The 12,671-nt window shown below is 66.4% G+C and carries 14 protein-coding genes; 13 read left to right on the forward strand and 1 reads right to left on the reverse strand.

The window, feature by feature from the left end; all coding sequences use genetic code 11:
- Positions 1 to 40 precede the first annotated feature (40 nt).
- The 9 genes from BV908_RS13600 (at position 41) to tolA (ending at position 6,734) form a co-directional block, all read left to right on the forward strand.
- The gene (locus BV908_RS13600) at positions 41 to 334 is read left to right on the forward strand and encodes a 2Fe-2S iron-sulfur cluster binding domain-containing protein (protein WP_011805921.1); all 294 of its coding nucleotides are present in this window, start codon (positions 41 to 43) and stop codon (positions 332 to 334) included.
- A gap of 258 nt (positions 335 to 592) precedes the next feature.
- The gene (gene ribBA, locus BV908_RS13605) at positions 593 to 1,714 is read left to right on the forward strand and encodes a bifunctional 3,4-dihydroxy-2-butanone-4-phosphate synthase/GTP cyclohydrolase II (RefSeq protein ID WP_015913680.1); all 1,122 of its coding nucleotides are present in this window, start codon (positions 593 to 595) and stop codon (positions 1,712 to 1,714) included.
- 3 nt (positions 1,715 to 1,717) lie between these two features.
- Positions 1,718 to 2,182: a 6,7-dimethyl-8-ribityllumazine synthase gene (gene ribH, locus BV908_RS13610; RefSeq protein ID WP_047350450.1), complete on the forward strand. Its 465-nt coding sequence runs from the start codon at positions 1,718 to 1,720 to the stop codon at positions 2,180 to 2,182.
- On the forward strand, positions 2,179 to 2,712 hold the full coding sequence (gene nusB, locus BV908_RS13615) for a transcription antitermination factor NusB (RefSeq protein ID WP_015913682.1): 534 nt from the start codon (positions 2,179 to 2,181) through the stop codon (positions 2,710 to 2,712). The genes ribH and nusB overlap by 4 nt, the downstream gene beginning before the upstream one ends.
- Positions 2,713 to 2,805: 93 nt before the next feature.
- Entirely contained in the window at positions 2,806 to 3,990 is a 1,185-nt protein-coding gene (locus BV908_RS13620; RefSeq protein WP_103738435.1) for a pyridoxal phosphate-dependent aminotransferase, read from the forward strand.
- A 19-nt stretch (positions 3,991 to 4,009) separates the two neighbouring features.
- A complete protein-coding gene (locus BV908_RS13625) occupies positions 4,010 to 4,435 on the forward strand; it encodes a YbgC/FadM family acyl-CoA thioesterase (RefSeq protein ID WP_011805926.1) in 426 nt (141 codons plus the stop codon).
- Positions 4,432 to 5,133, forward strand: a complete 702-nt coding sequence (gene tolQ / locus BV908_RS13630; protein WP_011805927.1) for a protein TolQ — start codon at positions 4,432 to 4,434, stop codon at positions 5,131 to 5,133. Before BV908_RS13625 ends, tolQ begins: the two co-directional genes overlap by 4 nt.
- A gap of 179 nt (positions 5,134 to 5,312) precedes the next feature.
- Positions 5,313 to 5,738, forward strand: a complete 426-nt coding sequence (locus tag BV908_RS13635) for an ExbD/TolR family protein (RefSeq protein ID WP_011805928.1) — start codon at positions 5,313 to 5,315, stop codon at positions 5,736 to 5,738.
- A gap of 21 nt (positions 5,739 to 5,759) precedes the next feature.
- A complete protein-coding gene (gene tolA, locus BV908_RS13640) occupies positions 5,760 to 6,734 on the forward strand; it encodes a cell envelope integrity protein TolA (protein WP_103738436.1) in 975 nt (324 codons plus the stop codon).
- Positions 6,735 to 6,856: 122 nt separating this feature from the next.
- Here tolA and BV908_RS13645 read toward each other — a convergent pair whose 3' ends face one another.
- On the reverse strand, positions 6,857 to 8,188 hold the full coding sequence (locus BV908_RS13645; protein ID WP_103738437.1) for an MFS transporter: 1,332 nt from the start codon (positions 8,186 to 8,188) through the stop codon (positions 6,857 to 6,859).
- A 311-nt stretch (positions 8,189 to 8,499) separates the two neighbouring features.
- Here BV908_RS13645 and cyoA point away from each other — a divergent pair, with 311 nt between their 5' ends.
- The 4 genes from cyoA (at position 8,500) to cyoD (ending at position 12,665) form a co-directional block, all read left to right on the forward strand.
- Positions 8,500 to 9,549, forward strand: coding sequence for a ubiquinol oxidase subunit II (gene cyoA / locus BV908_RS13650; protein WP_103738438.1), 1,050 nt, complete (start codon positions 8,500 to 8,502; stop codon positions 9,547 to 9,549).
- A 61-nt stretch (positions 9,550 to 9,610) separates the two neighbouring features.
- Entirely contained in the window at positions 9,611 to 11,617 is a 2,007-nt protein-coding gene (gene cyoB / locus BV908_RS13655; RefSeq protein WP_103738439.1) for a cytochrome o ubiquinol oxidase subunit I, read from the forward strand.
- Positions 11,610 to 12,245 carry a cytochrome o ubiquinol oxidase subunit III gene (cyoC, locus tag BV908_RS13660; RefSeq protein ID WP_015913688.1) on the forward strand — a complete coding sequence of 212 codons (636 nt, stop codon included), beginning with the start codon at positions 11,610 to 11,612 and terminating at the stop codon, positions 12,243 to 12,245. The genes cyoB and cyoC overlap by 8 nt, the downstream gene beginning before the upstream one ends.
- Positions 12,246 to 12,665 (forward strand): cytochrome o ubiquinol oxidase subunit IV, encoded by a 420-nt coding sequence (cyoD, locus tag BV908_RS13665; RefSeq protein ID WP_103738440.1) that lies wholly within the window; start codon positions 12,246 to 12,248, stop codon positions 12,663 to 12,665.
- The last annotated feature ends 6 nt before the right edge of the window (positions 12,666 to 12,671 follow it).

The raw sequence follows: 12,671 nt of genomic DNA on the forward strand, positions 1-12,671 counted from the left end.
CCCCACAAGCGCTGGAGCCACTTTTTGCTTAGAACTGCGCATGAATTCCCCCGTAGCCCCCTTCTTCACGGCCCGCGTGGGCGACGACGGCACCCAGTGCGATGCCTGGCCCGAGCAGCCGCTGCTGCTGTCGCTGGAGCAAGGCGGTATCGACTGGCCCAGCTCCTGCCGCAACGGCACCTGCCGCACCTGCATCGGCGTGCTGGCGGAGGGCGAGGTGCGCTATGCCATCGACTGGCCGGGCCTGACGGCAGAAGAAAAGGCCGAGGGCTGCGTGCTGCCCTGCGTGGCCTATCCCGTGAGCGACGTGAAGCTGGAGGCCCCCGCCATCTGAGCCCTGTGCCGCGCTCCGCGCACCGGTACGGTTGAGGCAGCGCAACCTGCGGCCCGCTTGCCCCCACCTGCGGCAGACTTACCGCGGCGGCGCGCGGACAACGGCCCGGCGGCGCGACTAGAATTGGCCGCTTCGGGACCGCGCGTCCCTCCTCCGTGCGGCAGGGGCCGCATCGCCGTTCTTTGGGGGCACGCCCGTTGCCCGCCCGCCGGGGAACGCACACCGCCCCGGCCCGCATGGCCCATCCGAAAGCCCTGCATGACCACCCCCCTCACGCCCGCGCCCATCTCGCCCGTCCAGGACATCGTGGCCGAGTTGCGCGCCGGCCGCATCGTGATCCTCGTCGATGAGGAAGACCGCGAGAACGAAGGCGACCTCGTGATCGCCGCGGACCATGTCACGCCCGAGGCCATCAACTTCATGGCGCGCTTCGGCCGCGGCCTGATCTGCCTGACCCTCACGCGCGAACGCTGCGAGCGCCTGCGCCTGCCGCCCATGGTGGCGCGCAACGGCACCAAGATGGGCACCGCCTTCACCGTCTCCATCGAGGCGGCCGAGGGCGTGACCACCGGCATCAGTGCCGCCGACCGCGCGCGCACCGTGCAGGCCGCCGTGGCCGCCAACGCCCAGGCTGCCGACCTGGTGCAGCCCGGCCACATCTTCCCGCTGCAGGCGGTGGATGGCGGCGTGCTCATGCGCGCCGGCCACACCGAGGCCGGCTGCGACCTGGCCGCCATGGCCGGCTGCAGCCCCTCCTCCGTGATCTGCGAGGTGATGAAGGACGACGGCACCATGGCCCGCCTGCCGGACCTGCAGCTGTTCGCGGCCGAGCACGGCATCAAGATCGGCACGATCGCCGACCTGATCGAATACCGCAGCCGCACCGAGTCGCTGGTGCACAAGGTGGCTTCGCGCCAGATCACCACGGCGTTCGGCGAGTTCACCATGCACGCCTTCCGCGACGAGCCGAGCCAGGCCGTGCACCTGGCCCTGGTCAAGGGCCAGTGGGACGCCGCAGAGAGCGTGCCCGTGCGCGTGCACGAGCCCTTGTCGGTACTGGACCTGCTGGAAGTGGGCCGCGGCATGCACTCGTGGAGCCTGGACGCCAGCCTGCAATACATCCACCACCACGGCCAGGGCGTGGCCGTGCTGCTGAACTGCGGCGAGAGTGCCGAGCAGCTGCTGGAGCAGTTTGAAGGCACGGCCCGCGCCGCCCAGGCGCCCGAGCGCGGTCGCATGGACCTGCGCACCTACGGCGTGGGCGCGCAGATCCTGCGCGAAGTGGGCGTGGCCAAGATGCAGCTCATGGGCCAGCCGCGCCGCATGCCCAGCATGGTGGGCTATGGACTCGAAATCACCGGCTACATCCCCAAGGAATAAGACATGTTTGGCGCAGACAAAGGAACCGCGGATAAGCTCGATGGCAAGAAGCTGCACATCGGCATCGTGCAGGCCCGCTTCAACGAGAACATCACCAACACCCTCGCCGCGGCCTGCCGTGCAGAGCTGCTGCGCCTGGGCGTGCAGGAAAAGCACATCCGCCACGTGCTGGTGCCCGGCGCGCTGGAAGTGCCCGTGGCGCTGCAGGCCCTGGCCGAGCGCGACGAGTACGACGCGCTGATCGCGCTGGGCTGCATCATCCGCGGCGAGACCTACCACTTCGAGCTGGTGGCCAACGAATCTGGCGCGGGCGTGACCCGCCTGGCCCTGGACTACCAGGTACCGATCGCCAACGCCATCATCACCACCGAAAACCTGGAACAGGCCCTCGCCCGCCAGACCGAAAAGGGCGTGGACGCGGCCCGCGTGGCCGTGGAAATGGCCAACTTGCTGGAGGAGCTGTCGTGACCGATTCCGCCAACCCCACGCCATCCGCGCGGCCGCCGCGCCAGCCGCGCACCGGCACCACCGGCACCGGCGCGCGCAAGGCCGGCTCCAAGTCGGGCCGCAGCCGCGCGCGCGAATTCGCCCTGCAGGCGCTCTACCAGCACCTGGTGGGAGGCAACGACGCCACCGCCATCGACGTGTTCACGCGCGACCTGTCGGGCTTTCACAAGGCCGACGCGGCGCACTACGACGCGCTCCTGCACGGCTGCATCACCACCGCCCAGTACATGGACGAGCTGATCGCACCGCAGCTGGACCGCAAGATGAGCGAGATCTCGCCCATCGAGCATGCGGTGATGTGGATCGGCGTGTACGAATTCCAACATTGCCAGGACGTGCCCTGGCGCGTGGTCATCAACGAGTGCATCGAGCTGGCCAAGGAGTTCGGCGGCACCGACGGCCACAAGTACGTCAACGGCGTGCTCAACGGCCTGGCGCCGCAATTGCGCGCCACCGAGGTCGCGGCCGACAAGGCCGCCGCCCGCGGCTGAAGGCCCCGCCCTCTTGCGCCGCTTCGCATTGTTCGTTCCCTCAGCGCACCCGCCGCTGGCCTCAGCCGGCGGGTGCCTGCATGCTGCACCGCCATGAAGTTTTCCACCCGCGCCGAGCGCATCGAACCCTTTTACGTGATGGAAGTGGCCAAGGCCGCCCAGGCCCTGGCGCGCGAGGTCGCCGGCACCCGCGAGCCGATGATCTTCCTGAACATCGGCGAGCCCGACTTCACCGCGCCCCCGCTGGTGGTGGAGGCGGCCGACCGCGCGGTGCGCAGTGGGGCCACGCAGTACACCAACGCCCTGGGCCTGGAGGCGCTGCGCGAGCGCATCAGCGGCTGGTATGCCGAGCGCTTTGGCGTGGATGTACCCGCGCGGCGCATCGTGGTCACGGCCGGCGCATCGGCCGCGCTGCAGCTGGCCTGCCTGGCGCTGATCGACGCGGGCGACGAGGTCCTGATGCCCGACCCCAGCTACCCCTGCAACCGCCACTTCGTGAGCGCGGCGGAAGGCAAAGCGGTGCTGATCCCCACCACGGCCGAGGAGCGCTTCCAGCTCAGCGCCGCCAAGGTCGAGGCCGCATGGGGTACCAAGACACGCGGCGTGCTGCTGGCATCGCCCTCCAACCCCACGGGCACCTCGATTGCGCCGGACGAACTGCGCCGCATCCACGATGTGGTGCGCGGCAAGGGTGGGCTCACGATCATCGACGAGATCTACCTCGGCCTGTCCTATGACGACGCCTTCGGCCAGACGGCGCTGGCGCTGGGCGAGGACATCATCAGCATCAACAGCTTCAGCAAGTACTTCAACATGACCGGCTGGCGCCTGGGCTGGATGGTGGTGCCCGAGGCCATGGTGCCCGTGGTGGAGCGTCTGGCGCAGAACCTGTTCATCTGCGCCAGCACGGTGTCGCAGCATGCGGCGCTGGCCTGCTTCGAGCCGGACAGCATCGCCGAGTACGAACGCCGCCGCGCAGAGTTCAAGGCGCGGCGAGACTACTTCATCCCCGCACTCGATGCCCTGGGCCTCACGGTGCCGGTGCAGCCCGATGGCGCCTTCTACGCCTGGGCCGACTGCACGCAGGCCGCCGAGCGCCTGGGCGTCGCCGGCAGCTGGGACTTCGCCTACGAGCTGATGCGCCGTGCCCACCTGGCCATCACGCCGGGGCGCGACTTCGGCACGGCCGACACCCAACGCTTCGTGCGCTTTTCCACGGCCAACTCCATGGCGCAGTTGCAGGAAGCGGTGGCGCGCCTGAAGCGCCTGATCGGCTGACCCCTCCAGGCGTGCCAGCATGGCTTTCGAGTGGCCCGTTCGCATTTACTGGGAAGACACCGATGCCGGCGGCATCGTGTTCTATGCCAACTATCTCAAGTTCTTCGAGCGCGCGCGCACCGAGTGGCTGCGCTCGCGGGACCTGGGCCAGCAACGATTGCGGGAACTCACGGGCGGCATGTTTGTCGTAACCGACGCACGCCTGCGCTACCTGCGCCCCGCCCGCCTGGACGATGAACTGATTGTTACCGCCAGCCTGCGCGAAGGGGGCCGCGCTTCGCTCACAATCGAGCAGCAGGCGCTCTTGAAACCAGAGCAGATGATCCCCGACTCTCCCCCCGCACTGCTGTGCGAAGGCACCATCCGCATCGGCTGGGTGGATGCCGCCACCATGCGCCCTGCACGCATTCCGGGGTCCCTTTTGGAACGACTCTCCTCATCATGAATTCCCAAGACATGTCCATCTTGAGCCTGGTGCTCAATGCCAGCTGGGTGGTGCAGCTGGTGATGCTGCTGCTGCTCGCGGTTTCCGTGGCCAGCTGGGCCGCCATCTTCCGCAAGCTGTTCGCACTCAAGCGCGTGAAGGCCCTGAACGAAGACTTCGAGCGCGACTTCTGGTCGGGCACCAGCCTGAATGACCTGTACGCCAGCGCCACGCACAACGCCAAGAGCGCGGGCCCGATGGAGCGCATCTTCGCCAGCGGCATGCGCGAATACCAAAAGCTGCGGGAACGCCGCATCAGCGACCCCGGCACACTGCTGGACGGCGCGCGCCGCGCCATGCGCGCGAGCTTCCAGCGCGAGATGGACGTGATCGAGTCCAGCCTCTCGTTCCTTGGCTCGGTGGCCTCGGTGTCGCCCTATGTGGGCCTGTTCGGCACCGTCTGGGGGATCATGCACGCCTTCACCGGCTTCGCCGGCATGGAGCAGGTAACGCTCGCCACGGTGGCGCCCGGCATCGCCGAAGCGCTGGTGGCCACCGCCATCGGCCTGTTCGCCGCCATTCCCGCCGTGATTGCGTACAACCGCTTCGCACGCGACATCGACCGCGTGGCGACGCACCAGGAGACCTTCATCGAGGAGTTCTCCAACATCCTGCAGCGCAACCTGGGCGCACACCCCGCGTCCCCCTCGGGGCATTGAGATGAAGGACATCCCCCTGAGCCGCTGCGCGGCTTCCCCCTTCTCTCGCAGCGCTACCCACTGCGGGAAAGGGGATCGATTGCTCAGCGCGGCGGGACGGCCCTTGCGCGGCGTCTGCTGGCATCGGACACGTCCGTTTTATCCACAGCGCGCACTGCTCAGCGCAATGGAGAACTGAAATGCCTGCCATGGCCTCACGCAGCGGCACCCGCCGCCGCTCCATGAACGAAATCAACATGGTGCCGTTCATCGACGTGATGCTGGTGCTGCTCATCATCTTCATGGTGACCGCGCCCATGCTCACGCCCAGTTCGGTGAACGTGCCTTCCGTGGGCAAAGGCGCCAAGGTGCCCAAGACGCGCGCGGACGTCATCGTCGACAAGGACGGCAGCATCCGCTTCAAGGCCGACGGCAACGAACGCACCGTGCCGCTGCAAAACCTGGGCGCCACCGCCAAGAACTGGCTCAAGGACCAGCCAGAGGACACACCCGTGCTCATCAGCGCCGACAAGAACGTGTCGTACGACGCGGTGATGAAGGCCATGTCTGCGCTGCAACAGGCGGGCGTGGCACGCGTCGCCCTGGCGGTGAAGAGCGGCGGCTGACGAGAACTTTCACACGATCTAATGCACGCCACGAACGACCGCGACCAGTTTGCCCCGCCCCGCCCGCCCGGACGCATGCGGGCCATCGCCCTGGCGGTACTCGCCCATGCCGCGCTGATCGGCGCGCTGACCTGGGGCGTGAACTGGAAGAGCAGTTCCGACCAACCGGCGGTAGAGGCCGAACTCTGGTCCGCGGTCCCCCAGCAAGCGGCGCCGCGCGCCGTGGAGCCGCCCCCACCCCCTGCTCCGGCCCCTACCCCCGCACCAGAGCCCGCGCCCGCACCGCCGCCTCCACCGCCACCACCGCGTCCGGAGCAAGCCGACACGCGCGAGGCCGACATCGCCCTGCAGCAGCAGAAGAAGCGCCTGGAAGAAGAAAAGAAAAAGCGCGAACAGCAACTGGAGCGCGAGAAGCGCGAACGCGAGCGCAAGGAAGAAGAGCGCCGCGAGCGGCTGGAGCAGGAGAAGAAGGAACGCCTGCTGGCGCAGCAAAAGGCCGAGCGCGAGAAAGCCGAACGCGAAAAGGCCGAGAAGGAGAAGGCCGCCAAGGCCGAGCAGGACAAACAGAAGAAGCTGGCCGAGGACAAGCGCCGCAAGGCCGAGGAAGCCCGTGAAGCCAAGGAGGCCGAGGCGCTCCGCCAGGAGAACCTGCGCCGCATGATGCAGGGGCTGCCAGGCGCCACGGGCGGCGAGACCGCCACGGGCACCGCGCAGCGCAGCTCCGGCCCCTCAGGCAGCTACGGTGGCAAGGTGGCCGCCAAGGTACGCCCCAACATCGTCTATCCCGACACCATCTCGGGCAACCCGCGCGCCGAGGTCGAGGTGCGCGCCGCTCCGGACGGCACCATCGTCGGCGCGCGCATCACCCAGTCCAGCGGCAACAAGGCGTGGGACGACGCGGTGATTCGTGCACTGCACCGCACGGAAACCCTGCCACGCGACGTGGACGGCCGCGTGCCGTCGTCCCTGGTGATCGGCTTCCGCCCGCGCGACTGAAGCAAAAAAGAGAGCTGCCTGCGCTCGCCCCTCAAGGGTTTCACATTGAAAACACTGTGAAACCTATTTGAGGCAAGCGCCGGCAGCTATTATTTTCGATAACAGCCGACAGCCAGTCGAACTCAGCTGCGCTGCTCGATGAGGCGATTGATACGCAACGCGCCGAGTGTGCAGACCACTCCCGACAGCAGATACAGCGTCACCGCCCCCAGCCCGAAACGTGCCGACAGCCCCAAGGCCACCAACGGCGCGAAGGCCGCGCCGATCAGCCAGGCCAGGTCGGACGACAGTGCCGCCCCGGTGTAGCGGTGCTGGGTGGAGAAGTTGGTCGTCACCGTGCCCGATGCCTGGCCGTACGACAGGCCCAGCAGCACGAAGCCCAGCAGCAGGAACACCGTGCCGCCCACCGCGCCACCGCCCAGCAGCCAGGGCGTGGCCAGGCTGAACAGGCCAATCAGCACGGCCATGGAGCCCAGCAGGTTGCGCCGGCCCATGCGGTCGGCCAACCGCCCCGACACCACCACCGCGCCGATGGCCAGGAATGCGCCGGCGATCTGCACGCACAGCACCTCGGCCATGGAGCGGTCGGAGAACAGGGCGAACCACGACAGCGGGAACACCGTCACCACGTGAAAGAGTGCGAAGCTAGCGAGTGCCGCAAAGGCGCCCAGCACCACATTGCTCCCCTCTTCGCGCATCACGCGGGCCACGCCCACGGGCTCCAGTTCCTTCTCTTGCAGCAATTCGGCATAGGACTGCCCCACCACCAGGCGCAGCCGCGCAAACAGCGCCACCACGTTGATCGCAAAGGCCACGCAGAACGGGTAGCGCCAGCCCCAGGCCAGGAATTCTTCGCTGGAGAGGCTGCCGTACAGGTAGGCGAACAACCCGGCGGCCAATGCAAACCCCACGGGCGCGCCCAGTTGCCCCACCATGGAATACCAGCCCCGGCGCTCCGGCGGTGCGGCCATCGCCAGCAGCGACGGCAGCCCGTCCCAGGAGCCGCCCAGCGCCAGCCCCTGGCCGAAGCGCAGCACCGCCAGCGCCCCAGCGGCTGCCAGCCCCGCCACCTGGTAGCTGGGCAGGAAAGCCATGCTCACCGTACAGCCGCCCAGCAGGAACAGCGCCAGCGTCAGCTTGGTGCCGCGCCCCCAGCGCCGCTGCACGGCCATGGAGATGGCGGTGCCCAGCGGCCGGGCGATGAAGGCGATGGCAAAGATGGCAAAGGCCATGAGCGTGCCGTCCAGCCGCGACATGAAGGGGAACAACAGCGACGGGAAGACCAGCACGCAAGCGATCCCGAATACGAAGAAGTCGAAATACTCCGACGCGCGCCCGATGATCACGCCCACGGCGATCTCGCCCGGGGTGACGTCTTCGTCGGTGTGCGCGCGCGACAGCGATGCCGCGCTCTCGGGGCCGTAAACGGGGTATGCGACGGAACCGCTACTCATGACCGTACTCCTTGGCTTTGCAGACACAGCTCCGTTCTACACGCAAGCCCCGCGGTCAACAAGTACGCTTACACTGACGTCCCGCGCGGGAAAACCCTCACGCCCAGTCGGCCATCCGCGCCGCCATGGTCGCGCCCGCAGGCCGCATACGGCCTGCCATCACGCCATAAGTTTGACCCTGGACAAAATGTCCAATCGACAAATGCGCTAGGCGTATTACATTCGTCTCCGTCCAGTAATTCGCGTTTACACCTAGCGCCGCGCCCGCCCGCGCGACGCAAGGCCGTGCACGCTTTTTGACACGCCTAGCAATGCTCCAACTGAAGAAACTCCGCGGGCCCACCTGGCTCGCCGCGGCTTTGGCCGCAGCCAGCCTGGCTGGTTGCAGCAAGGCCGTCGTATTGAACCCGGCGGGTGATATCGCTGCCCAGCAGGGCAACCTGGTGGTGACTGCCACGGTGCTGATGCTGATCGTCATCGTGCCGGTGATCCTGCTGACGCTGCTGTTCGCCTGGAAGTACCGCCAGGGCAACACCGACGCCGAGTACGACCCCGACTGGCACCACTCCACCTCGCTGGAGTTGGTGATCTGGAGCGTGCCGCTGATGATCATCATTGCCCTGGGCGCGCTGACCTGGATCGCTACCCACAAGCTGGACCCCTACCGCCCCCTGGACCGCATCGACGCCCAGCGCGCGCTGGCCGCCGACGTCAAACCGCTGGAAGTGCAGGTGGTGGCCATGGACTGGAAGTGGCTGTTCTTCTACCCCGAGCAGGGCATTGCCACGGTGAACGAGGTGGCCGCGCCTGTGGACCGCCCGATCCTGTTCAAGCTCACCGCCACGTCCACCATGAACGCGTTCTACGTGCCCGACCTGGCCGGCATGATCTACGCCATGCCTGGCATGCAGACCGAGCTGAACGCCATCATCAACAAGCCCGGCGTGTTCCATGGCCTCGCCTCGCACTACAGCGGCCCCGGCTTCTCCGGCATGACCTTCAAGTTCCACGGCCTGAGCGATGCCGAGTTCGCCCAGTGGGTGGACAAGGCCAAGACCGAAGGCAAGCCCCTGGACAAGACCACCTACCTGCAACTGGCCAAGCCCAGCCAGCGCGACCCCGTGCAGCGCTTTTCTACCGTGGAAACGGGCTTGTACGGCAAGGTGCTCAACCGCTGCGTGGAAGACGGGCAGATGTGCATGCACGACATGATGGCTATCGACGCGCTCGGCGGCGAAGCCTTCGTCAAAGCCAACGGTCTGACGCTGCCACAGGACGTATGCACCGCAGGCAACGCGCCACAGATCCTGGCCGCGCTGCAGCCCGCAGCCGCCCTCCCCGAGGCCACCACCCAACAGTGAATTTGACGGACCCGACGCGGGCGCCAAGCCGGCGCCGGGCCCATTAGCCAAGAGATTCGATATGTTGTCTGAACAAACTACCCCAGCCCACTGGCTGTTGGGCCGCATCACCTGGGACTCGATCCCGATGGCGCACGAGCCCATCGTGCTGTGGACCTTCATCGCGGTGGTCCTGGGTGGCATCGTGATGCTGGCCGGCCTCACCAAGTTCCGTCTGTGGGGCCCGCTGTGGCGCGACTGGATCTGCTCCATCGACCACAAGAAGATCGGCATCATGTACATGATCCTGGGCCTGGTCATGTTCCTGCGCGGCTTCGCCGACGCGGTGATGATGCGCCTGCAGCAGGCCATGGCCGTGGGCGAGAGCATGGGCTACCTGCCGCCGCACCACTACGACCAGATCTTCACGGCCCACGGCGTGATCATGATCTTCTTCGTGGCCATGCCCTTCGTCACGGGCCTGATGAACTACCTCGTGCCGCTGCAGATCGGCGCGCGCGACGTGTCGTTTCCCTTCCTGAACAACTTCAGCTTCTGGATGACCACCGGCGGCGCCGTGCTGGTGATGATCTCGCTGTTCCTGGGCGAGTTCTCCACCTCCGGCTGGCTGGCGCTGTCCAACCTCGGGGCGCAGGACCCTGGCGTGGGTCTCGACTATTACATCTGGGGCCTGCAGATTGCGGGGGTGGGCACCACCTTGTCGGGTATCAACCTGATCGTCACCATCATCAAGATGCGTGCGCCGGGCATGAACCTGATGAAAATGCCCGTCTTTACCTGGACCGCCCTGTGCACCAACGCGCTGATCGTGGCGTCCTTCCCCGTGCTGACGGCCGCGCTGGTGCTGATGAGCCTGGACCGCTATATCGGCACCAACTTCTTCACGAACGACCTGGGCGGCAACCCCATGCTGTACGTGAACCTGATCTGGATCTGGGGCCACCCCGAGGTGTACATCCTGATCCTGCCGTGCTTTGGCGTGTTCTCAGAGATCGTGGCCACCTTCAGCCGCAAGCGCCTGTTTGGCTACACCTCGATGGTGTATGCCACGGTGTGTATCACCATCTTGTCGTACCTGGTGTGGCTGCACCACTTCTTCACCATGGGTTCGGGCGCCAGTGTCAACACCTTCTTTGGCATCACGACGATGATCATCTCGATCCCGACGGGCGCCAAGATCTTCAACTGGCTGTTCACCATGTACAAGGGGCGCATCCGCTTCACCGTGCCCATGCTGTGGACGGTGGGCTTCATGTGCACCTTCGCCATTGGCGGCATGACGGGCGTGCTGCTGGCCGTGCCCCCGGCCGACTTCGTGCTGCACAACAGCCTGTTCCTGATCGCGCACTTCCACAACGTGATCATCGGCGGCGTGGTGTTCGCCGTGTTCGCTGCCATCAACTTCTGGTTCCCCAAGGCCTTCGGTTTCCGCCTGATCGAGTCCTGGGGCAAGGCATCGTTCTGGTTCTGGTTGACTGGCTTCTGGGTCACGTTCACGCCGCTGTACATCCTGGGCCTGATGGGCATCACGCGTCGCGTCAACCATGTGGAAGACGCTTCGCTGCACATCTGGTTCATCATCTCCGCGGTGGGCGTATGCCTGATCGCGGCGGGCATCGCCTGCTTCTTCATCCAATTGTTCGTGAGCTACATCAAGCGCGACCAGCTGCGCGACGTGACCGGCGACCCCTGGGACGGCCGCACGCTGGAATGGGCCACCTCCTCGCCCCCGCCGCAGTACAACTTCGCCTTCACGCCCGTGGCGCACGAGATCGACGCCTGGTGGGACATGAAGAAGCACGGCTACAAGCGCCCGCTGACCGGCTTCCAGCCCGTCCACATGCCCGCCAACACTGGCGCCGGCGTGGTGATCGCCGCGCTGTCCACCGTGTTCGGTTTCGCCATGATCTGGCACATGTGGCCGCTGGCGATCGCCTCGTTCGCCGCGACCGTGGTGGCCTCGATCATCCACACCTTCAACTACAAGCGTGACTACTACATTCCGGCAGCCGAAGTGGCCGCCACGGAAGACGCACGCACCAAGCAGCTTGCCGCAGCCCATGTCTAATACGCACACCCTCCAAGCGGGCGGCACCGCCGCCCTGGCACCGCGCGAGTACCACCTCGCGCATGAACCCCACCCCGAGAACGGCACGTCCCTGGGCTTCTGGCTCTACCTGATGAGCGACTGTCTCATCTTCGCAGCGCTGTTCGCCACGTACGGCGTGCTGGGCCGCAGCTACGCCGCGGGCCCCACGGGCGCGCAGCTGTTCGACTTGTCGCTGGTGGCCATCAACACGGCCTTCCTGCTGACGTCGTCCATCACCTTCGGCTTTGCCATGCTGCAAAAGCAGGCGGGCAACGCACGCGGCACGCTGGCTTGGCTGGCCGTCACCGGCCTGCTGGGCCTGGCCTTCCTGGGCGTGGAGCTGTACGAGTTCGCACACCTGATCCACCAGGGCGCGACACCCCAGCGCAGCGCGTTCCTGTCGGCCTTCTTCACGCTGGTGGGCACGCACGGACTGCACGTGACCTTCGGCCTGATCTGGCTGGTGACATTGATGATTCAGATCAGCAAGCACGGCCTGATCCATGAAAACAAGCGCCGCCTGAACTGCCTGTCCATGTTCTGGCACTTCCTGGACGTGGTCTGGATCGGCGTCTTCACCTTTGTGTACCTGATGGGGGTGCTGTAAATGAGCGCACACGAAATTCACGCCGGCCACGACGACCATGGCCACGACCATGACGACCTGCACGTCACCAAGGGGGACTACGTCAAGGGCTTCATCCTCGCCGTGATCCTCACCGTGATCCCATTCTGGTTGGTCATGGCCGACGTGATCCAGAGCCGCACCACCGCCGTGCTGGTGCTGGGCATCTTCGCCATGGTCCAGGTGGTGGTGCACATGGTGTACTTCCTGCACATGAACGGCAAGATCCAGGGCGGCTGGACGATGCTGTCCACCATCTTCACCATCGTGTTCCTGGCAGTGACCATCATCGGCACGTTGTGGGTCATGTTCCACATGAACGCCAACATGATGCCCGCGCACGCCAACCCCATGGCCGCACAGCACCAGGGCAGCGAGGCACACCAGCCGAAGGCGCCTTGACCGCTC

It is taken from the genome of Diaphorobacter sp. LR2014-1, from assembly GCF_002916785.1.
In the GTDB taxonomy this organism is placed as follows: domain Bacteria; phylum Pseudomonadota; class Gammaproteobacteria; order Burkholderiales; family Burkholderiaceae_C; genus Diaphorobacter; species Diaphorobacter nitroreducens.